Annotated in this window: 18 protein-coding genes and 1 riboswitch; of the genes, 17 read left to right on the forward strand and 1 reads right to left on the reverse strand. The window is 43.8% G+C overall.

The annotated features are described in order from the left end of the window. Nucleotides 1-6 precede the first annotated feature (6 nt). The 7 genes from MKX41_RS01290 (at nucleotide 7) to MKX41_RS01320 (ending at nucleotide 10,357) form a co-directional block, all read left to right on the forward strand. Entirely contained in the window at nucleotides 7-3,270 is a 3,264-nt protein-coding gene (locus tag MKX41_RS01290; protein WP_340968283.1) for a response regulator, read from the forward strand. Beyond that, nucleotides 3,267-3,965 (forward strand): response regulator transcription factor, encoded by a 699-nt coding sequence (locus MKX41_RS01295; protein WP_340968284.1) that lies wholly within the window; start codon nucleotides 3,267-3,269, stop codon nucleotides 3,963-3,965. Before MKX41_RS01290 ends, MKX41_RS01295 begins: the two co-directional genes overlap by 4 nt. A gap of 117 nt (nucleotides 3,966-4,082) precedes the next feature. After that, nucleotides 4,083-5,795, forward strand: coding sequence for a methyl-accepting chemotaxis protein (locus tag MKX41_RS01300; protein ID WP_340968286.1), 1,713 nt, complete (start codon nucleotides 4,083-4,085; stop codon nucleotides 5,793-5,795). Between the two features lie 10 nt (nucleotides 5,796-5,805). Further along, entirely contained in the window at nucleotides 5,806-6,939 is a 1,134-nt protein-coding gene (locus tag MKX41_RS01305; protein WP_340968287.1) for a putative bifunctional diguanylate cyclase/phosphodiesterase, read from the forward strand. Nucleotides 6,940-7,056: 117 nt separating this feature from the next. After that, entirely contained in the window at nucleotides 7,057-7,983 is a 927-nt protein-coding gene (locus MKX41_RS01310) for a 5'-3' exonuclease (RefSeq protein WP_042186207.1), read from the forward strand. A gap of 264 nt (nucleotides 7,984-8,247) precedes the next feature. After that, nucleotides 8,248-9,129, forward strand: a complete 882-nt coding sequence (locus tag MKX41_RS01315; protein WP_340968289.1) for an ROK family protein — start codon at nucleotides 8,248-8,250, stop codon at nucleotides 9,127-9,129. Between the two features lie 211 nt (nucleotides 9,130-9,340). Further along, on the forward strand, nucleotides 9,341-10,357 hold the full coding sequence (locus MKX41_RS01320) for an HRDC domain-containing protein (RefSeq protein WP_340974788.1): 1,017 nt from the start codon (nucleotides 9,341-9,343) through the stop codon (nucleotides 10,355-10,357). Between the two features lie 82 nt (nucleotides 10,358-10,439). On the opposite strand, the gene corA is transcribed toward MKX41_RS01320, so the two are convergent. Beyond that, entirely contained in the window at nucleotides 10,440-11,375 is a 936-nt protein-coding gene (gene corA / locus MKX41_RS01325) for a magnesium/cobalt transporter CorA (protein WP_042125638.1), read from the reverse strand. Nucleotides 11,376-11,773: 398 nt separating this feature from the next. Next, nucleotides 11,774-11,904: riboswitch (SAM riboswitch) on the forward strand. Between the two features lie 113 nt (nucleotides 11,905-12,017). Here corA and metA point away from each other — a divergent pair. The 10 genes from metA (at nucleotide 12,018) to MKX41_RS01375 (ending at nucleotide 22,921) form a co-directional block, all read left to right on the forward strand. Continuing rightward, nucleotides 12,018-12,938 carry a homoserine O-acetyltransferase MetA gene (gene metA / locus MKX41_RS01330; RefSeq protein ID WP_042186211.1) on the forward strand — a complete coding sequence of 307 codons (921 nt, stop codon included), beginning with the start codon at nucleotides 12,018-12,020 and terminating at the stop codon, nucleotides 12,936-12,938. Between the two features lie 36 nt (nucleotides 12,939-12,974). Continuing rightward, entirely contained in the window at nucleotides 12,975-14,147 is a 1,173-nt protein-coding gene (locus MKX41_RS01335; RefSeq protein ID WP_340968291.1) for a PLP-dependent transferase, read from the forward strand. A 267-nt stretch (nucleotides 14,148-14,414) separates the two neighbouring features. After that, the gene (gene mqnC / locus MKX41_RS01340; protein ID WP_340968292.1) at nucleotides 14,415-15,551 is read left to right on the forward strand and encodes a cyclic dehypoxanthinyl futalosine synthase; all 1,137 of its coding nucleotides are present in this window, start codon (nucleotides 14,415-14,417) and stop codon (nucleotides 15,549-15,551) included. Between the two features lie 206 nt (nucleotides 15,552-15,757). Next, nucleotides 15,758-16,600 carry an SPFH domain-containing protein gene (locus MKX41_RS01345; protein ID WP_042186213.1) on the forward strand — a complete coding sequence of 281 codons (843 nt, stop codon included), beginning with the start codon at nucleotides 15,758-15,760 and terminating at the stop codon, nucleotides 16,598-16,600. 11 nt (nucleotides 16,601-16,611) lie between these two features. Continuing rightward, nucleotides 16,612-16,779 (forward strand): toxin-antitoxin system HicB family antitoxin, encoded by a 168-nt coding sequence (locus tag MKX41_RS01350; protein ID WP_042186214.1) that lies wholly within the window; start codon nucleotides 16,612-16,614, stop codon nucleotides 16,777-16,779. A 498-nt stretch (nucleotides 16,780-17,277) separates the two neighbouring features. After that, nucleotides 17,278-19,215: a threonine--tRNA ligase gene (thrS, locus tag MKX41_RS01355; protein WP_076300071.1), complete on the forward strand. Its 1,938-nt coding sequence runs from the start codon at nucleotides 17,278-17,280 to the stop codon at nucleotides 19,213-19,215. A 415-nt stretch (nucleotides 19,216-19,630) separates the two neighbouring features. Next, nucleotides 19,631-20,197 (forward strand): 3D domain-containing protein, encoded by a 567-nt coding sequence (locus MKX41_RS01360; RefSeq protein ID WP_371915726.1) that lies wholly within the window; start codon nucleotides 19,631-19,633, stop codon nucleotides 20,195-20,197. A gap of 176 nt (nucleotides 20,198-20,373) precedes the next feature. Next, the gene (locus tag MKX41_RS01365) at nucleotides 20,374-20,517 is read left to right on the forward strand and encodes a hypothetical protein (protein ID WP_156114753.1); all 144 of its coding nucleotides are present in this window, start codon (nucleotides 20,374-20,376) and stop codon (nucleotides 20,515-20,517) included. 247 nt (nucleotides 20,518-20,764) lie between these two features. Beyond that, nucleotides 20,765-21,844 carry a cell wall-active antibiotics response protein LiaF gene (gene liaF, locus MKX41_RS01370; RefSeq protein ID WP_340968298.1) on the forward strand — a complete coding sequence of 360 codons (1,080 nt, stop codon included), beginning with the start codon at nucleotides 20,765-20,767 and terminating at the stop codon, nucleotides 21,842-21,844. Next, nucleotides 21,845-22,921, forward strand: a complete 1,077-nt coding sequence (locus tag MKX41_RS01375; RefSeq protein WP_042186220.1) for a HAMP domain-containing sensor histidine kinase — start codon at nucleotides 21,845-21,847, stop codon at nucleotides 22,919-22,921. Nucleotide 22,922: the final 1 nt, after the last annotated feature.

A 22,922-nucleotide genomic window follows, 5' to 3' on the forward strand; every position in this document is an offset into this window, starting at 1 on the left:
AAAACGATGAATCGGGATCTATTACTCAGCTTTTGTCTATTAACCATTTTCACTTTTCTTTTTGAATATTTTTTGATGAGAGTGAATGTGAATCTGAGAAGTGTAACAGGATACACTTGGAAGGTAGGGATTTATCAAGGGCTAGTAGGTGTTATTTTAGGCTATGTCTTTCAAATTCATTATCATAATTTTTTTATAGCTGACTTGAGTACCATCCCTATCCTTATTTCGGCATATATTGGCGGTCCCTTTGCTTCAGCACTCACGGCTGTGCTGATCATTCTTTACCGTTTTATGGACAAGCCCTCAATGATGACAATGATACTGGGCGTAATAGAGTTTTCCATTATTTATACTGTGAGCAATCTATCGGTGACTCATATTCGAAAGAAACAGTGGATAGTCTCAGTCACCGCTACAAATTTTTTGTTGATATTGTTTAATAATTTTATCGACAGCTCACATCCATTACTCGCTAGTCTGGAATTTTTCGCAGTCTATGAGGTATCCGGATTGTTTATCGCTGCAAAGCTATTTTATATGTACGATGCACAGAAGCTAAAGCAACGATTCGATGAGATGCAAAATGATTTATTCGAGATTCTTCACCTTCAGCCCGGATTAATTTATAAATTGACCAAAAAGGATGAGAAATTCAAATTCAAGATTGCGGGAGGTGCATTATTTGCTGAATTGGGAGTCTCTTACAACGAACTCGTAGGGTTAACCCTTGACCAGGTTGAAATCATTCCAGAAGAACAAAAGCTTTACATGCAAAATCAGATAGAAAGGGCCTGGGCGGGGGAACAGTTATCCTTTGAAATGCCATATAGGGAGCATGCTCTTCTCATCACGCTTAAGCCTTTATTCTATGATCATATTGTCGGCTCTGTCATTGGCTCTGTAACAGATATATCCGGGCGTAAACTATCGGAGAAGCAGCTTAAGGAAAGCGAGGAACTATACCGGTCCCTAGTGGAAAGCTCACAAGATTTCATTATCTGGTTTGATGTGCAGGGGCGTATTACATCTGTTAACAGGAAGGTAGCCGAGACGCTTCGCGTGACGCCCGAAAGTTTGGTCGGAACATGGATAACAGATAAGCTTCCAGCAGGGAGACATGTTGAGGCCTGGCTGTATTACTTCAATCGGGTGATCTCCAGTAGAACCATGGAGAGCTTTGAATACAGCTTCAGCTCAGCCAGGAGAGAACACGAGTATGATGTAACTTTTTCACCATACTACAATATCAACCAGGAGGTCATTGGGGTTGTTAGTACTGCTCATGATATTACTCATCTCAAGAAAAGCATGGCAGCTGACGAAGCCAATAAGGCCAAAAGTGAGTTTCTTGCCCGGATGAGTCATGAAATACGCACGCCTCTTAGCGGCATTATTGGACTCACGGAGCTTTTGACCAGGCAGGAGATGACTCTGGTACAAAAGGATTATTTGGACAAAATCCTTTCCTCCTCTCATACCTTACTTGGCATTATTAATGATGTTCTTGATTTTTCGAAGATTGAGGCGGGGAAAATAGAACTGCAAAAAGTTGATTTTAACCTTCATCATTTAATGCAGGAATTATCGGATATTCTTGCTGTGCTTGTAGGTCAGAAGAAACTGAAATTTATTATTGAGACTTCTGCGGATATTCCGGAAATTGTTTATGGTGATCCATTGCGAATTGAGCAAATTCTCATCAATATGATTAACAATGCCATTAAGTTTACTGATAGCGGGTATGTATATGTCAAAGCTGAGCTCGTAGGATATGAAGAAGATATTATTCGTGTGGAATTTTCTGTAGAGGATACGGGGATCGGACTTACGAATGATCAAATTAATCATCTGTTTGAACCCTTCATGCAGGTCAGACATCATTCCAGACAGAAAGGTGAAGGGACGGGGCTAGGACTTCCGATCTGCAAATACTTTGTGGAGATGATGGAAGGAGATATTGAAATCAGCAGTCAGCCTGGGCGGGGCAGCAAATTCTCGTTTGAGATTCCCTTAGAGTACAGACTGTTGAATGATCTTCCTCAGGGAGAGATGATTGAATTTTCGCAAACAAAGGTACTTGTCATCGAAAGCAATAGGGCAGTTAGAAATGGGTTATGCTCTATGCTGGAATCGATGAACTTTCTTGTCCTCGCTTGTGGAAATTTGGATAGTGCAATTACCCACATGCCTGTGGAAGTGATTATAGCGGATTTAAGCATGGAGGACCAGGAAGGACTGAATGATTGGCTCCGGCTCAAGGAGATATTCGTTATGCAGCCGGTCCGTATCGTCGTTATTTCAATAACAACCGTTCGGGATGAAATTATGAAATTGCCGGAGGAACTGCAGCCAGACGCCATTATTTTGATGCCGGTTAGCCGCAACGGCCTGTACCAGACCATGCTTTCACTTTTTCGAAATGAACCGTATTCGCCTTCGGGGATTTCAGATGCTGAGGTTTTTGCCATACCCCAATGCCAGTGGAACATTATACTGGCTGAAGATAATGAAATTAATCAGCTTGTGGTCACCGAGATTCTGAAATCCTATGGCTTTAACGTTACAGTAGCCAATGATGGTAAGGAGGTGTTTCGTTTGCTGGATCAAGGCCGGTGGGATTTGCTCATATTGGACATCCATATGCCTGAGTTTGATGGTGTGGAGGTAACGAAAAAGCTGCGGCAGGACCGCCGGTTTAATGATTTACTAATCATTGCCTTAACCGCAAATACTGTAAAGGAAGAGCATGAAGAGTATTGTCGTATTGGGATGAATGGAGTGTTAACGAAGCCGTTTCAGATTGGTGATCTAATTTTTTTATTGAATAGACAACAAGATTTACACGACTATGAAAAGTCACTTGGAGACGAAGAGTGTTTAGCAAAGGGGTGGAGGCGACTCAGGGGAATTGATTTTCAGGTTATTCTGCAAAGAGTTGGCGGAAAAGAACATATCATGCGTCATATGTTTATCATGTTCTTGAACGAATACAGACATTTTGCTGAACAACTGCGCGACGCCTTGGCCCGACAGGATTTCTTATACACTCTAAGAATGCTCCATACCCTAAAGGGCGTGGCTGGCAACATAAGTGCTGACCGTCTGCTGGCAGCTGCGGAGAATCTTGAAACGGCTCTGGAACAAGGTGCAGATGTTCAGATTGAAATGTATCATTTGGAACGGGAGCTGAAATGGATCATTTTTACTTTGCATTATTTTTTGGACGGGAACACAGTTGTACATTATTTTGAGAGGATTTCAATATGAAGGTTATTCTAATTGAAGATGACAGTATTATCGGCGATATGATAAAGATGTACCTTACGGAGGAAGGTAACATCGTTGACAGAGTGGATACCGGATCCAGAGGGCTTACCCTGGTTGAAAATTCACAGCCGGATATTGTAATTATTGATTTAATGTTGCCGGATCTAAATGGTATGGAAGTCTGCAGGGAGCTGCGCAAAGATTCCTTGGTGCCGATTGTTATCATCTCTATGAATACGGATGTTCTTTGCCGTGTAGAAGCGTTGAATGCCGGAGCTGATGACTATTTGTGCAAACCCTTCAGCATGAAGGAGCTATTGGCGAGGATGAACGCCATTGTACGCAGAACAAGACAAGGTTCCCGCAGGCAAGAAGATCGCGGCAGTATCGGCGAATACAGAACGAAAAATGAAGGGATTATTATTGAACATGAGTTCCGCACAATCAAAGTTCAGGGAAGAAGGGTGGAGACAACCTTTACCGAATTTGAAATTATGAAACTCCTATATAATCATCCGGAGCGGGTGTTCTCTCGTGAGGAGCTGATTATTTATTTGCGTGGAATTCATACTTTAGTGAATGAGCGTTCCATTGATGTACATGTTATGAAGCTCAGAAACAAAATTGAAGCAGATCCGAAAAATCCGAGGTATATAAAAACCGTGTGGGGAATAGGTTATAAGTTTTCTCCATAGAAATTTGAAGATTATGAAGAAAAAACATAGATTATACATACTTATGTTGTAATTGTTTTAACACCCTTCTTTTATCATAAATAGGAGATGTTATATGGTGAAAAAGGGGGCATTAGAATGCGTAATCTAAAAGTAGCAACAAAACTGTTTCTGTTGATAGGAGTGTTTATTATTGCCTTTGGAGGCCAAAGTGCAATTGGATATTCTGCGTTGACACAAATGAATAATAATTCTCACGATATGTATTATGACCGAATGATGCCTGAAGCTGATTTTCTGATATACCGTAGCAACAACCGGGAGCTGGAGTCCACTATGTTCCAGATGATGCAGGAAACATCGGCGCAGGAGGGAGAAGACTTGCTGAATAGATTTGGAGATTTGAAGGAAGAAAACATTCAACTTCTGAACAGACTGCTCACATCGGGAATTGATGCGGAGGAGAAAAAAATCGTGAGAGAGATCCAGGCACAATTCTCTTCCTATATAGAAGGAATGCAGGCTGTACTTGATATAGGAGCTCTCAACCGCAATGAGGAAGCTTACGATTACTATAAAAAAAATGTTGTAGAAGCCAGAGATACAATTACCTCTTTAGGCGTGAAGCTAAAAGACGATCTCATTGCTGGTGCGGACGCAATCAATGAATCGACCAACAAGCAAGCCAAACAAGGTACTATGTTAACGATTATCATATTTGTAATTGCTATCATTGTGAGTAACGTAATCGGAATCGTGATTATTCGCATGATTGTAAAGCCGATTCAACTCGTTCAGAAGCAGATGAGAGAGATGGAGCAAGGGGATTTCAGTGGCGAGGTTCATTACCGTTCCAAGGATGAACTCGGACAGTTAGCTCAATCTCTCAATGCCATGCTGCAGGTGTTAAGAGATTTGTTCGGCCGGATTGCCGAGACCTCACAGCAGGTTGCGGCATTCTCGGTTGAACTTACAGCAAATGCAGAGCAGACAAGCACGGCCAGCGAGAATATTGCAGAAAACGTCGAGGAGGTTGCTGGAGGCTCGGACCACCAGGTTCAGGTAGTTGAGGAAACAGTCAAAACACTGAGACAGATGAGAGACAGCGTTCAGCATATGGAACAGAACGCACAGACGATGTCCGAGTCAGCTGAACAGGCCTCGAACAAATCTATGGAAGGAAATGAAGCAATTGTTACCGCTGTAAACCAAATGAGTTCAATTCATGAGGCGATCGAGGATTTAAGCCGCATTATCCATGGATTGGAACAGCAGTCCGAAGAGATTGGTCAGATTGTTGACGCCATCACAGACATTGCAGCACAAACCAATCTGCTTGCCCTGAATGCGGCCATTGAAGCGGCAAGGGCTGGTGATCAGGGCAGAGGGTTTGCCGTCGTTGCGCATGAGGTCCGCAAGCTGGCAGAACAATCAACAGGCGCAGCCCAAAAAATATCCGCTCTAATCAGCAACATCCAGTCGGAGACGGGCAAAGCTGTACAGTCCATGGAACGGACGGCCAATGAGGTCTCAAGCGGTATAGAAACGGTTAATTCGGCAGGCCAGTCATTTGCTCAAATAGAGGAGTCTGTGGGCAAGGCGGCTGATCAGATTCAGGCAATCTCTTTTGAAATTCGGGATCTGGCTTTGGGGTCGGATCAGGTGTTTCATTCGGTTGAACAAATAAATGTGGCTGCTCAAACATCTGCCGCCAGCACACAGAATATTGCGGCTGCAACCGAAGAACAACTCGCATCTATGGAGGAAATCTCGGTAGCTTGTACCTCATTGTCCTACATGGCTGAGGAATTGCACGACAAAATAAACGAATTCAAGATTTATAAGAATTAAGGTGAATAAAATGCAAGTTTCGATACTGGAAATGGTTATTTCACTTGGAATTTTAATAAGTATTTATTTAGGTGCATTTATATATAGGGTATTCTTACATACAAAGCGAAATATTCGAATAACACCCAGAGAAACGGGTTATGGCATATTCGGAATATTTCAGTTATTCGGGTACTTTGCAGAACTGGCTGGATTTCCAGACAGACGAATGAACGCTGAACGATGGCAGGAATGGCTTGAGGGTGGAAGATGCAGGGTTGAAAAATGCGCGGTGAGTCTGGCAGGTCAAGACTACTATAGGACCTCTGATCCTTTGGTTCAAGTAGCGGAAGAACGTCTGCCGCTGCTTGAGAAGGATCTTCGCAAAGCATTGGCCAATGAAGAATTCCTACTCGTCTATCAGCCCCAGATTAATGTGCGGACGCGGAAAATAGTTGGAACTGAGGTTCTGTTGCGCTGGGATCATCCCGAATTCGGAAGGATCTCTCCTGAAATTTTTATTCCTATGCTGGAGGAGTCAGGCATGATCTCTCAGGTTGGTGAATGGGTACTCCGCTCAGCCTGTGAGCAGATTAAAAAGTGGGAAAATCATTTAACTTCAGCGATCCGCATTTCAGTAAATCTGTCTGTGAAGCAATTGCTGGAAGATAACATTCTGGGTATTCTTTCCGGAATTATACAGGAAACCGGCATAGATCCCCGAAGGCTGGAGCTAGAAATTACAGAAAGTGTATTTCTTGCGCATACGGAGACCATGATTTCAAGATTACGACAAATCAGAGACACAGGTGTAAGCATCGCAATAGATGATTTTGGTACAGGACAGACCTCAATCAGCTACTTTAAGTACTTCCCTATTCAGACACTCAAGATTGACCGGTTGTTCATTCGTGAAATTGTAAGCGACAAGTATGATCAGGCGATCGTCTCTTTTTTGATACTATTGGCGCATAGTCTGAAGATGAAGGTCATTGCTGAAGGTGTTGAGCATATGAGAGAGTTTGAGATTCTTTCAGGCTATCAATGCGATGAGGTTCAGGGGTACTTGTTCAGCAGACCTTTAACAGCAAGGGATTTTGAAGATCTTATGGCGTCGGAAGGAATCTTTACAATAATGCGGGGGGGTAGCGGTAAACTCTTGTAATGCAAATGTATTCCAGGGATTGGATAATGGAGAAACTTCATACGCTCTTATAAGATTGCAGGTTTTCTGATAGAATACTCCTAGAAGCTAAATGCATTCACAAGGAGAGGTTTATACATGAGAGCAGAAACAACGGGCCGTGTAATGCTTGTAGATGGAATGGCTCTGCTGTTCCGGGCCTTTTATGCGACCTCTTATGGAGGATATATTCGCAAGACAAAAGCTGGATTGCCGACGAATGCGGTGTATGGTTTTTTGCAGTATTTTTTCGATGCGGTAAGCACATTTGAGCCTTCTCACGTCGTATGCTGCTGGGATATGGGCAAAGGAACGTTCCGCACCGAGAAATACGATGGATACAAATCGAATCGGATTGAAGCCCCGTTAGAGCTGATTCCACAGTTCGATCTAGTAAAAGATGTAGTAGCTGAGCTTGGGGTGCCGAATATTGGACTTGCAGGCTATGAAGCGGATGATTGCATTGGTACGCTGGCTTCTTGTTACAGTGAAAACTCTGAGGTATATATTTTGACGGGTGACCATGATATGCTTCAGCTCATTGATGAGAATGTTAAGGTCGTCATTATGAAAAAGGGACGCTCTAACTATAAAGTGTATGACCTTGCAGAATTGCTGGAGGAAAAGGGGCTAACCCCTAGACAAGTGATTGACCTGAAAGGCTTTATGGGCGATACCAGTGATAATTATCCCGGCGTAAAAGGGATTGGTGAGAAGACTGCGCTGAAACTGCTGACCGAATACGGAACAGTTGAAGGTGTAATTGAGAATCTGCATCTGCTCCCTAAAGGTGTGCGTACCAAAATCGAAGCAGATCTGGATATGCTGCATTTATCGCGAGAGCTAGCGGAAATCCGTTGCGATGTACCAGTGGTCTGCGAGCTGACGGAAGCCTTGTGGCAACTACAGCGGGAAACAGCTGCGCGCAAATTTCAGGAGCTAGAGTTCGGCAGCTTGATGCATTTGATTGCTGAGGTGCAGGACGAACGAGGAATTGTACAGATTGAGTTAGGCGATTTGGGTTAAAGAAGACATCCTTCATGCAAAGATGCATGGAGGGTGTTTTGTTTAACTATAAGAACGTATAAGTTTCACACTAAACATTATCCTTATCTTTCTCTCTTAAACGCCTTTTGCGTCCTTATAAGGAAGCAAAAGGCGTTTATACTTGTTGTGATAGCGCTTCATTCGACGTATAATTAGGGCTGGTGATTGCTTTTTTTTATGATATTATTCATTTGTGTATGGGTAGCGTTTCAACTTCTAACTAGAGAAAGGGAGATAATTGCTGTGAAGCTATTGGGAGCGATTGAAGCAGGCGGAACAAAGTTTGTATGTGGGATTGGTTATGAGGACGGTACCATTGTTGACCGAGTTAGCTTTCCGACAACAACACCGGAAGAAACGATGGGACTAGTAATAGACTATTTTAAAGAGAAAAATGTAGAAGCATTCGGAATCGGATCTTTTGGACCAATTGATCCCGTACTGGACAGCCCTACTTATGGTTACATAACAACGACACCAAAACCTCACTGGGGACAATATAATCTGGTAGGCACAATGGCTGAGCAATTTAACGTTCCGATCGGCTTTGACACGGATGTGAATGGTGCAGCGCTTGCGGAGAGTAAATGGGGAGCAGCTAAAGGTCTGGACAGCTGTCTTTATATTACGGTTGGGACAGGCATTGGAGCAGGAGCGGTTGTTGGCGGCCAGATGGTCCATGGATTGTCACATCCTGAGATGGGACATATTCTAGTTCGTAGACATCCAGAGGATACGTTTGAGGGTTACTGTCCTTATCATGGCGATTGTCTTGAAGGATTAGCCGCAGGTCCGGGGATCGGCAAACGCTGGGGACAACCGGCAGGAGAGCTACCAGTGGACCATCCGGCATGGGAAATGGAAGCTCACTATCTTGCACATGCACTCATGAACTATGTGCTGATTCTGTCTCCTCAAAAAATCGTAATGGGCGGTGGTGTTATGAAGCAAAGCCACCTATTCCCGTTGATTCGCACTAAGCTGCAAGAGTTATTGAGCGGATATGTTCAACATCCATCGCTTAATGTCGACATCGATAATTATGTTGTCTCACCAGGTCTTGGAGACAATGCAGGGCTTGCTGGAGCGATTGGATTGGCTACATTAGCTCTAGCTAGAAACTAGTATAAAAAGACATTGACTGTTCGGTAATATATGGTATTCTAGGATCTAACAGTATAGCATTTAATGAGGGAGCACCTCTTTCGCGTTTATCGTGAGAGAGGTGCTTTTTTGCGTTCGGGGTCTGATTGAGAAAGGATTTGTTCGCTCCGAAGGAGGCTCTTCCCGGAAGGTTATTGTGCTTGCTGTAATGTTGAGAAAGGTAGGGATGAATATGCAAATTGTGTTTATGAACCGTTTATCCAGAATATCTGGAGTGGATCAAGAGGTGTACGCCCAGTTGTGGATTGGAGAGGAAGAGGGGATCTGGAGTTTGGGCTGGCGTGATTTTTCAGGTGGGGAGAATTACATTGAGAATTTGTGGTATGAAGGTGGTTCATGGAATGAGATGCTCTGTGTATACAGGCATGAGCTAGCAGTGAAGATGGGAGATGGCTATCGACCCTTAATCGATGGGATATTCCACGAGGAGGATAGTCTTACTGGACGTAATCAGGAGCAGCTGAAGCTTCAATATTACAGCGAACATTATGGGAATGAAGCCATTTATGAAGAGTTATGTGCTTGGCGCCGTGGTAAGGCTTCGAGTGAACGGAAGGCGCCCTATATTCTCGCCAGTAATCGTCTGTTGCGCTTGTTAAGTACATTTCTACCGCATACGCCAGAGGAACTGATGCAAATTCCGGGTGTGGGAGAAGGCAAGATAGCGCAGTTTGGGGCTGATTGGCTGGCTATAACTACTGCGGTGGCAAGGGAACATTCCTTCCCTCTAAATTGGGTGCATGAAGTAATTGAAGAGGAGTCTTTCGTATCTTGGCTTTATAAACAGAAAGAAGTCAAATATAAGAAGCAGCTAGAACGACTGCGCTTGCGGAGGATTTTGCTACAGGGGATCGAGAATGGGTTGGGCTTGGAACAGCTTAAGGTGAATAGTGGAGTGAACCGGCGTGAACTGATTGAAGCGGTAGAGGAGCTAGAAAGAGAAGGTTATTCTGTCGAGAAGCTGATCCATGTAGAGCTTGGCAATATGCCGCAGAGTGAGCAGGATGCGATATGGAATGCCTATGTGGAGCTCGGGGATCTTTTCCTAAAACCGGTGTTACATAAGGTGTATGGTGACGATTTTTCCGCTGCTGAAGGATTGGATATTTATTATGAGCGTCTGCGATTGATACGCATCCGTTTCCGTCGAGAGCAGACGCATAAAGTGGGCATGGCGACCAGCTTTTAAATTTGCGCATACCAAAAAGACGAAGGCTTCCTTATACCTTACGGTTACAGGGCCTTCGTCTTGCTTATTCGTCCGGTTCGTTTCATAGCCATTCCTTCTTGCGGAAAACATAGAGCATCCCACAGCCTAAAGTCAACATGACGCCTATAACGCCATAATAGCCATATTTCGTATGAAGCTCGGGCATATGATCAAAGTTCATACCGTAGATTCCGGTAATTACGGTCAGGGGCATGAATATTGTTGTGATCGCAGTAAAGACTCTCATAATTTCATTCGCGCGGTTGGCGATACTGGATTGGTATGCCTCTCGTAAGTTGCCCATGAGATCGCGATACGTCTCAAAGGTTTCAGATATTTTAACCGCATTTTCATAAATGTCGCTAAAATATTTCTGCAGCTGATCATCAATCAGACGGAGGTCTTTTTTATTTAGGGTATTGATCACTTCTTTTTGTGGCCCCAGCATTTTCTTCAACCATAGAATTTCACTTCGCAGACCGATAATTTCACTGAGATGTGACTTCTTGGTATGCATGAGGATATCTTCTTCCAGCTTCTCAATCCGAGCTTCAATTCGGTCGCCGACGGAGAAATAGTTATCAACGACAAGGTCAATTAGCAAGTAAAGGAACATATCCGGTTCACTTACTTCTTGCTCCCAGAGCATAGGCTTCAGGATTCGTAGTTCATTGATCTTTTGTTTCGTGACAGTGATGATGTAATGTCTTCCAAGGAATACATTGAGTGCCCGTAGGAAAATTTCTTCATCGTCAAAGCGAATGCTATTTACAACAATAAAGTAGTGACTTTCGTATATTTCGATCTTTGGACGCTGATCCTCTTCGCTAAGGCAATCCTCAACAGCAAGATCATGTAGGTTGAACAAGGGCTGAAGCAGCTCCAAATCCTCAACATCGGCGTCAATCCAATAGAACCCTTCCGTTGGGGGTGTTAGTGTTTCATCAATTTCATCAATAGGTGTAAAAACCCCTGCATTTACCAGCCGGATTTTCATCTGATTTCACTCCTCCTATCCCCAGGTCTTCACTAGGGACTGCTAAATTAAGCACAGAGAAAAAAATCAGCTTGGCCGGCGGTACAATCAATACATAGGGCCAAATGAAGTTTCGAGGGCATGAAGAAGAACTGCTCCCGCCGCCGGCAAGCTGATGATTATCCTGTGTGGTTGCTCATTCTGTACACATATTTGCGAGCTCGGGTCGCCTTCCATCCTTCTTCTCACCTCTTCTTTTCGTTCAGGTATGAAATACTTGTCTAGTATAACAACGGAGTATGCCTCTTTCAAGCAAATTTATTGTGATTTTGAGGCTTCTTCAGCATTGTATGGACTTGACGAAAAGGAGGTTCATGATTTAAAGTGAATTTTAAAGTAATTTAATTGAATACAGCTAAATCTTATCAAGAGCAGGTGGAGGGACTAGCCCTATGAAACCCGGCAACCGGCGTGTAAACGCACGGTGCTAATTCTTGCGGAATTTCTGCAGACGTCTAATCGTCTTCAGGAACATTCTGGCAGATGAGAGAGGCGCATATGACTGTAGATATGACCTTTCTCGATTTCCGAGGAAGGTCTTTTTATGTTCAGCAAGCCGCAGTGCGGCAAAATAACTAAATTCAGCTAAGGAGTGGAAAGACAATGCCAATTAAAATTCCCGACAGTTTACCGGCGAAAGAAGTACTATCCGGAGAAAATATTTTTGTGATGGACGAAAGTCAGGCTTTCCATCAGGATATCCGTCCACTACGGATTGCTATTCTGAACCTCATGCCGACTAAAGAGACGACAGAGACTCAATTGCTGCGTTTAATTGGAAATTCGCCACTACAAGTTGATGTTACTTTATTGCATCCGCGTTCCCATATTTCCAAGAATACTTCTGCTGAACATTTGAAGAGCTTTTACAAAACCTTTGACGAGATCAGCCACCGCCGTTTGGATGGTTTAATCGTTACAGGTGCTCCTGTAGAACAAATGGAGTTCGAGGAAGTATCGTATTGGGAAGAACTGAAAGAGATTTTTGAATGGAGCAAGGACAATGTGACTTCAACCATGCATATTTGTTGGGCGGCACAGGCAGGCTTATATCATCATTTTGGTGTTCGTAAAGTGGCATTGCCTGAGAAATGTTTTGGCGTCTTCCCTCATACGATTAATCAAAATAACATTAAATTGTTGCGCGGCTTTGACGAGGTATTCCATGTACCACACTCTCGTCATACCGATGTCTCCCGTGAAGATATTGAGAATAACCCAGATCTGCAAATTCTGGCGGAATCCGAAGAAGCTGGTATGTATCTAGTGGCTACAAACGACGGTAAACAAATATTTGTGACCGGACATTCCGAATATGATCCTCTATCCTTGAAATGGGAATATGACCGTGATGTGTCTAGAGGGATGGAGATGGCTTTGCCGAAACATTACTTCCCTAAAGATGATCCAGAACGTACACCTCCAGCAGTGTGGCGTGCGCATGCCAATTTATTATTCTCTAACTGGCTCAATTACTATGTATATCAAGAAACGCCTTATGATATCGACCCGATTGTTTATTAATAATAGCGCTACAATATAAATTAGGAGGCATTAATCATGGATGACAAACTTAGGATTGAAAGTAGACTGGCTCAAATAGGTTCTCAAGAAGATCCTGCCACAGGAGCAATTAATTTTCCGATTTATAATGCAACGGCATTTCGTCATCCAAAACTCGGTCAAAGCACAGGGTTTGATTATAGCCGCACCAAGAGTCCGACCCGTTCAGTGCTTGAGAATGCAGCTGCGGAACTGGAATCTGGAGATGCAGGATTTGCTTGTAGCTCTGGGATGGCAGCGATACAAACGGTGCTTACCTTGTTCGCTCAAGGCGACCATCTGATCGTTTCGCTGGATCTTTACGGCGGTACCTATCGTTTGTTGGAACGGATTATGTCCAAGTTTGGAATCACTGCTTCTTATGTAGACACGAATGATTTGGATGCACTGGAAGCTTCGCGTTGTCCAAATACGAAAGCTGTATTTATTGAAACGCCAACGAACCCACTTATGATGATCACGGATATTGAAGCCGTGTGCACTTGGGCACGTCACCATGGGTTACTTAGCATTGTAGATAATACGCTGCTGACTCCATTCTTCCAACGGCCTATAGAATTAGGTGCGGATATTGTAGTTCATAGCGCTACTAAGTATTTGGGTGGTCATAATGATGTACTGGCAGGCCTGATTGTATCCAAGGGTGTAGAATTATCAGCTGAATTAGCGATTCTACATAACTCTATTGGCGCCGTGCTCGGACCAACAGACAGTTATCAGTTGATGAGAGGCTTGAAGACATTGGCGCTGCGTATGGAGCGTCACGAAAGCAATGCACTAGCGATCGCTCACTACTTATTAGAGCATCCAGCGATTGCGGAAGTGTTCCATCCAGGATTGCCTGATCATCCAGGACATGAAATCCAGAATCGTCAATCTTCAGGCAATACCGGTATTTTTTCTTTCAAATTAAAAGATGCCAGATACGTAGAGCCGCTTCTTCGTCATATTCGTCTTATTGCATTCGCAGAAAGCTTGGGCGGCGTAGAGTCACTTATGACTTATCCGGCTGTACAAACACATGCTGATATTCCTGTGGAGATTCGAAATGCTGTGGGTGTAGATGATCGTTTGCTGCGCTTCTCCGTCGGTATTGAACATGCAGAGGATTTGATTGCTGATCTTGGCCAAGCACTAGAGGCCGCTAGGGCAGAAATTGAGTCCAAGTAACAGGAAGAAATGTTCAATCGAGTGTTAGTGGAGAAATAGAGTATAACTAGCAGTATCGCTTAGTGCGATGCTGCTTTTCTTCTGGATAGGAATTTGCGAAGAATGTAAAAGCATTTTTCAAGCTGTTCAGATTGTGATACGATGAGGAAATGAACTGTTCAATTGTATGAGAAAGGGTTGTCACCTTGAAAAAGAGACAACGTTTTTTCTTCCTGTAATTTTGTGATTCTACCATACCCCTAAGGGTTTAGAAGGAGGATGCGAACGATGAGTGCGATAGATCTTATTTTGGACAAAGCCCTACGGGGTGAACGTCTCCAATTGGAAGATACCATCCGACTGTTCGAGAGCAACGAAATTGAGAAAATGGGTGCAGCTGCAAACACCATAATGGAACGCTGGCATCCAGACCCGATGGCCACGTTTGTAATTGGTCGTAACATTAACTATACGAATGTATGTGATGTCTACTGCCGTTTCTGCGCATTTTATCGCAGACCGGGCTCTGATGAGGGTTATGTATTGCCGGATGAGACGATTTACCAAAAAATCGCTGAGACTATCGCTGTAAATGGTACAGAAATACTGATGCAAGGCGGTACGAACCCAAATCTTCCTTTCAGCTATTATACCGATATACTTCGCGGAATTAAGCAACGTTTTCCTGAGATTACAATGCATTCCTTCTCTCCTGCTGAGATTATGAAGATGAAAGAAGTATCTGGATTATCGCTCGAGGAAGTTGTGCGTGAAATCCATGCTGCTGGCCTGGATTCACTACCAGGTGGGGGAGCGGAAATTCTCGATGATCGCACACGCCGCAAGATCAGCCGACTTAAAGGCTCATGGCGCGAGTGGATGGACGTAATGCAGACAGCGCATAAGGTCGGTATGAATACGACAGCTACGATGGTCATTGGACTTGGTGAGAGTATGGAAGAACGGGCATTACACTTACTTCGTGTGCGTGAGGCTCAGGACGAGTGTATTGCCAACAAATACGATTCAGAGGGTTTCTTGGCCTTTATTTCTTGGACCTTCCAACCGGACAATACTAACCTGAAGTTGGATAGACAAACGCCTGAAGAATATCTGAAGACGGTAGCCATAAGTCGCCTTGTTCTAGACAACATTAAGAACTTCCAGTCCTCTTGGGTAACAATGGGACCAGAGGTCGGCAAGCTTTCCCTTCAATATGGCTGTAACGATTTCGGCAGTACAATGATTGAAGAAAATGTAGTATCTTCTGCGGGCGCGACCTACAAGGTCAATATCGAATCGATTACTCAGCTGATCCGCGAAGCAGGCAAAATCCCGGCACAGCGGAATACACGCTACGATATTCTGCGCGTGTTCGATGATGCTAATGCGAAGATTGATAATGATTTCATCATGCAGAACTAATATATAAATTAAATCAGCGCTTGTTGCTCGTTAATCCGTTTTGTGGATGATTGAGCAGCAAGCGTTTTTTTGTATGGTTAAGATTTCGAAGGTTTATTTTACCTGTGAACATAAATTCATTATTTTATCACATTTTTGTATACACATTATTATCCAAAAGTGATATCATAATCATATCAAAAGAATATCTTATGGGGGTGCTTTTTATGAAGGAGAAGACGCTTCGTCCTGTCAGCGGATTTTGGGTTATCGCATTAATTGCAGTTTGTTTGGCTGGTGGAATCTATGGTGCTGTTCAGGAGTATATTGCAGTACCGGTCATTCTGTTCGTTGTATCAGCAATACTATGTACGAGTATTACGGTTGTACAACCTAATAAGTCGGTTGTAGTCACCTTTTTCGGCAAATATGTAGGGACTATTGCAACGAGTGGACTGTTCGCAGTTATTCCGTTCAGCGTACGTAAGACGGTTTCCCTACGCGTTCGTAACTTTAACAGTGTGAAGCTCAAGGTCAATGATGTTGAAGGTAATCCGATTGAAATTGCTGCAGTTATCGTCTTTAAGGTGATTAACTCCGCTAAAGCCCTCTTTGATGTAGATAAATACATGGCTTTCGTAGAGATTCAGAGTGAAACGGCGCTGCGTCATGTAGCCAGCAAATACCCTTATGATAACTTCAATGAATCTGGGATGTCCTTACGTGCCAATGCAGATGAAATTGCTAAAGAGTTAGCGACTGAGCTTCAAGAGCGTTTGTCCTTATCTGGTGTAGAAGTCATTGAAGCCCGGCTTACACATTTGGCTTATTCAACAGAAATCGCCAGCACCATGTTGCAGCGGCAGCAAGCTTCTGCCATTCTGTCTGCTCGTCAAATCATTGTTGAAGGTGCAGTTGGCATGGTCGATATGGCGATTAAACAGCTTAAAGAGAGCGGTGTAGTGGAGCTTGATGAAGAACGTAAAGCGGCCATGATTAATAATCTGATGGTGGCGATCGTGTCGGAGCGCGGAGCGAGTCCGGTCATTAACGCCGGCTCGTTGTATTAAGGCGGTGCATCATGGCGGCCAAGAAAAGCTTTCCATTGCGGATCGATCCGGATCTGCATGAGGCGTTGGAACGTTGGGCGGGAGAGGAATTTCGCAGTGTAAACGGACATATCGAATACTTGCTGCGTGAGTCTTTGAAACGTGCAGGCCGCTTACCTGGGAAACGCCGAGAAGAGTAACCTGTTAAGGACAGTTCTAGCGCTATTTCCTGGCTGCAGAACTGTCCGTGTAGGTGACTGTTTCCGCGGTTTACAAAATTTTGCCCCCTCTACAGACTTGACTGTCAGAGAGGACAGATTTATAATTACTCCATAATTCACGTTAACAGCTTTGACAAAGATATGAATGGATTGTTCTGGACCGTATCAGAGAGAGGGAACATAGGCTGTAATTTCCTCCGGTATCCTACTATCGATTTACCCCTTTGTAGCTGCGGTTATGAATTCCCTGAAATGGGATAGTAAGAACCGCCGGTTCATGGTCGTTATTCCATGCTTACGAAGGATTCTGACTCGACTCTGCTTTAAGAGCAGATTGAGAGAATCGAATTTGGGTGGAACCACGGGTGCAATCGCTCGTCCCTTTGCGGGACGGGCGTTTTTTGTATGCGTGGATATTTCCGTTTCGAAAAATTTAAAATTGTTGTTTGGCTTAAGGAAATGAAGGAGGAAATTAAAATGGTAAGTATTAAACTTCCGGACGGTTCCGTTCGGGAATACGCAGAAGGTAGTAATATTGATGATGTAGCGGCTTCTATTAGTAGTGGACTTCGCAAGAATGCGGTGGCAGGGAAATTGAATGGTATTGTCGTGGATCTGTCCACTCCGCTAGAGGAAGGCGCATTGATAGAAATCGTAACTTTGGATTCACCAGAAGGCTTGGAAGTTATGCGTCACAGTACTGCCCACTTGATGGCGCAAGCTGTAAGACGTTTATATGGAACAAAGGAAGTTAAGCTTGGTGTAGGTCCTGTTATCGAAGATGGCTTCTACTACGATATGGATTTGGAACATCCGCTTAATCCTGAGGATCTGCTAAAGATTGAAAAGGAAATGGATCGCATTATCTCTGAGAACCTTCCAATCGTACGTAAGGAAGTTAGCCGTAAGGAAGCGCTCCAAATATTCGGTGAGCTAGGTGATCCTTACAAACTTGAACTAATTGAAGCATTGCCTGAAGATAGTGTGATTTCGATCTATGAACAAGGCGAATTCTTCGACTTGTGCCGGGGACCACACTTACCGTCGACTTCTAAGATCAAAGTCTTTAAATTGATGAATGTAGCTGGTGCTTACTGGCGCGGCGATAGCAAGAATAAAATGCTTCAACGCGTATACGGTACAGCTTGGATTAAAAAAGCGCAGCTCGATGAGCATCTTCGTCTGCTTGAAGAAGCGAAGAAACGCGACCACCGTAAGCTGGGTAAAGAGCTTGAAATCTTCACATTTAATCAATTGGTAGGCCAAGGCTTGCCGATCTGGCTGCCTAAGGGTGCTAAACTTCGCAGTATTCTGGAACGTTACATTGTGGATCTGGAAGCAAGTCTAGGATACCAGCATGTATATACTCCGGTTCTTGGTAATGTTGAACTATATAAAACTTCTGGACACTGGGAGCACTATCAAGAGGACATGTTCCCTAAAATGACTATTGATAATGAAGAATTTGTTCTCCGCCCAATGAACTGCCCGCATCACATGATGATTTATAAGAGCTCCATGCACAGCTATCGTGATCTGCCGATCCGTATTGCTGAACTGGGTATCCAGCACCGTTATGAAATGTCAGGAGCATTGACTGGCTTGCACCGTGTGCGTTCGATGACTCTTAATGACTCCCATATTTTCTGCCGTCTGGATCAAATTAAAGGCGAGTTCATTCGTGTAATCGAGTTGATTAAACAGGTATACAGTGACTTTGGTATTAATGACTACCGTTTCCGGTTGTCTTATCGTGATCCTAAGGATACTGAGAAATATTACGCTAATGACGAAATGTGGGAAACTGCACAGCGTATGTTGCGTGAAGTTGTAGAAGAAGCTGGTCTGCCATTCTACGAAGCAGAAGGCGAAGCTGCTTTCTACGGTCCTAAGCTGGATGTGCAGATCAAGACTGTACTAGGCAAAGAAGAAACTCTCTCCACTGTACAGATCGACTTCTTGCTGCCTGAACGCTTTGAATTGGAATATATCGGTGACGATGGTCAGAAACACCGTCCAGTTGTTCTACACCGCGGTATTTTAGGTACTATGGAGCGCTTTGTTGCTTTCTTGTTAGAGAACTTTGCAGGATCACTGCCGCTTTGGCTGTCTCCACAGCAGGTTAAAGTTATTCCTGTTTCGACTGCCTTCGACGATTATGCTAAGGAAGTTACAGACAAGCTGCGTCGCCGTGGTATCTCTGCTGAGGCAGATTTGCGTAATGAGAAGCTTGGCTATAAGATCCGTGAAGCTCAGCTGGAGAAGCTACCATACATGTTCGTAGTTGGCGAGAATGAGATGAATGCCGAGACAGTTTCCATCCGTAAGCGTGGAGAAGGCGATATGGGAGCTAAGCCGCTTCAAGAAGTTATTGAGCTGCTGGCTCAGGAAATTGCTGACCGTGTAATCTCCTAATTACTTGTAATAATCAACACCAAAAGTACGTCTAATAACGACCTCTGTCATATGCCCGTAAGGATCGAAAATTGATCTTTATGTATAAAATTTTGTGAATCGGGAAACCTTCGCTAATAAGGGGGAGGTTTATCACATGAACAAAATGGGCATATTTCAGAGGTTTTGGTGTCTTTTCGTCACAATAGTCCTACTGTTGACTGCTGCAGGTATCATTCCTGAATCCAAGCATCAAGCAGTTGTGGCCAATGGGACAGAAGACACATTACAGCACACAGATATTAGCAAAACGCTTTCGAACGAATTGCAACATACTCAGGCTAACTCAGGTTCAATGAGAACCAAAGATCAACAAGCTATTCTCACCACTGGCCGTGCTACCTTGTTATCAAACGAGCCATATTCCAGCGTACCGATCGTTCCTGCGACAACAAAAAATAAACCAGTAGCTACAAAGTCACCACAGAGCACTAAAGCTCCAACTACCAAAGGGAGTGGGGGTACAGGCTCTTCAAAATCGCCGAATTCTATTCCCGTAGCTGCGCCAGCTCCTGACCAAATTATTACTTCAATGAAAGTGATGGCGACGGGTTATACTGCGGGTTATGAATCAACAGGTAAAACATCTAAACATCCCGAATACGGAATCACCTATTCAGGTGTTAAAGTACGTAGAGATAAGAATACAGTCTCGACTATTGCTGCTGACCCTAAGGTAATCCCGTTAGGGAGTATACTTTATATACCTGGTTATGGATACGGCATCGTCGCTGATACAGGATCTGCCATTAAAGGGCGGAAGATTGATTTGTATTTTGCTACTACGAAACAGGTGTATAAGGAATGGGGCAAAAAATCAGTTGTAGTTCAGCTCATTAAGCGAGGAAACGGTACATGTACAGAAGTGATGCTGAAGAAGCTCACTCAGGCAATTGAGACTTATAATGCTGTACCGCAATCCCTGCTGGAAGAATCCATTTAAGATCTAGCGGTTATACTTCAATGAATTTGGTGGATTGAACTTAATTTCACTTGGTCATGCATAATAGTGACATCACCTTGCCATAATACGGACTGGGGCAGAGCAATAGCCTCATCCGAGATGTTCTCTTAGTAAGCATTATCTATGCTGCATAAGGGATAAGGGAGGTGAATTCCGTGGCTAATAATAAAAAGTCTAAAGTTCAAGAAAACTACAAAACACCGAATGAAAAATACAATGCTGAGTTTGCTGTTGAGAATGACGGCACAACTAAGCAAAGTGGAAATACTTCTAAACCAGCTCAGAAACCGCAACAATAATGCGCTACTGAAGCAGAAGACTGCTGAATAAAGAGACTGTCCCAAATCAGTTTATAACTGAGGGACAGTCTTTTTTTTTATATTTCATATATAATGAAGTGAATGGAATATTAACCCATTCGTCTCGGTCTAGAGACTGAGTGGAAGTTCCTTCTCTCGCCGCTGTTTATGAGCGCTTCCTTCCTGTAGACTAAGGCTATAAGATTGAAGAAGAGAGCGTTCCACTAATTTAAAGGGGAAATGGAATATGAAAAGAAGGTTCACAAGTCAGATTTTTGGCGGCTTGATCCTGATAGGGATTGGAGCCATGTTTCTACTTAGACAGTTGGGTTACACCGATTTCAGCTTAGGTTATTTAATCTCAAATTATTGGCCTGTTATCTTGATCCTCATGGGGATGAAGCGACTCCTGGGTACGGGAGACGAACATCAAAAAGGTGGATCTTCACCTATCGGCGGTTTTTTCTTTCTGGCGATCGGAGTGTTCTTCCTTGGACGAAATTTGGACTGGTTCGATATTTCAGCCGGGGATTTTTTCAAAATGTTCATTCCAATCATGCTTATTGGTGGCGGTCTTTATGTGATTTTTAAACCACGAGGTTCAGTACCACCAGTGCCACCTGCGCCACCATCACCACCTGATTACTTTCCTCCAGGAAAAAGCTCGCTAGATGTGGAGCCGCCAAAACCGCTGGATTCCACGCTAGATGAACAATTCGAGCAGAAATTCGGTAAATCTTCTGGAGGGCGAGACTGGAATATTAATCTGCAAAAAGATGAAGAAGAGGATGAGGACGGAACTGGAGCTTTTAAATCCACCGCTGAATCACGTTGGCAGGAGAAACAGGAGCGTCATGAGCGCAGACGTCAGGAACGTCATGAGCGTCATGCTAGAAGACATGGGGAATGGCATGAGGAGTTCCATAAGACAGAGAGTAACAGCAAGGAGTCAACTAATCGCTCTGCTTTTATTGGGGATGTCCACATGGGTCGCGAGCATTTCCAACTGAAGAATACAAATGTCTCGCAGTTTATAGGTGATACTGTACTGGATCTGACGAACGCGCAGATTGCTTATGGAGAGACGAGGATTAATATCTCCGCTTTTATAGGTGACATCAAGGTATACATTCCGAATGATATGGATCTTGGAATCTCAGTGAACAGTAGTTCATTTATCGGTGATATGGAAGTTCTGGATCAGTCTCGGAGTGGATTTATGAGCAGTGTTCAATGCAAGACGCCTTATTATAAAGAAGCGGGCAAAAAAGTCCGCATTAACGTAAGTGCTTTTATAGGTGACATTAAAGTTAAAACGGTGGGTTAGATGGGAACAATCTTCAGTAATACCAAATGGTTGTTGTTGTTTTACTTTTTGCTCACTGGAGCCGTAAGCGCCGGGTTGATGTATGCAGGCACTTGCCTTGGGTATATCGAAGTAATGGATTATCGCATGTGGCTGTACTTATGTCTTGGGATCGTGTTGTTCACTGTTGTAATTGGCTATATGGCAGGGCAGCGCATTCAGCGCCGGATTGATCATCTGGATCTAAATATGCTGCAGGTGGCAAAAGGGAATCTGTCCGTACGTATGCCAGAGAGTGATGATCAGTCTTTTGCGAGAGTGTACCATGAATTTAATGTCATGATGGATACGGTTGAGAACAAGATGCAGCTTCTGCAGCGATTGGGTGAACAAGAGGTTATTGAGAAGGAACAGGCAGCGGAGAGTGCGGTGTTGGAGGAAAGAAGACGTATGGCCCGGGATTTGCATGATACGGTGAGCCAACAGCTTTTTGCCATCCATATGTCGGCTTCTTCGCTGCCTAAAGTGCTGAAGGTTAATGAAGCTCAAGGTCAATTGGTAATGGATCAGTTAATTGCAATGTCACAGATGGCACAAAAGCAGATGAGAGCACTTATTGCACAGTTGCGACCGGTGGAGCTGGAAGGCAGGAATCTTTTCGAAGCACTGGAAAAATGGTTCCCAGATTATTGCCGCCAAAACGGCTTAAAAGGAATGAAGGAGCTTGAGCTGCAAGGAGAATTATCTGAGGCTATTGAACATCAGCTATTCTTGATTATCCAGGAGGCTATGGCGAATATTGTGAAGCATGCTGAAGCTAGACTGGTCAGTTTATCACTGCGTGAAGGGTCAAGACAGGTTGTGCTGAGTATTAGCGACGATGGTCAAGGTTTTGAACATATACAGCAAAAACAGGGTTCGTATGGTCTTACCACCATGCGCGAACGTGCGGAGAAACTGGGTGGACAAGTGGAGATTATTAGCCGTAAGGGTGCGGGAACGACCATACGCGTACATATCCCTAAGTTTGTGCAAGGGAACTCTGAGTTAGAGGAAAAAAGAGCATTAGGAACAGATACAGAGGACGAGGAGGAATAGA

This window comes from Paenibacillus sp. FSL R5-0475, assembly GCF_038004585.1.
Taxonomy (GTDB): Bacteria; Bacillota; Bacilli; order Paenibacillales; family Paenibacillaceae; genus Paenibacillus_AQ.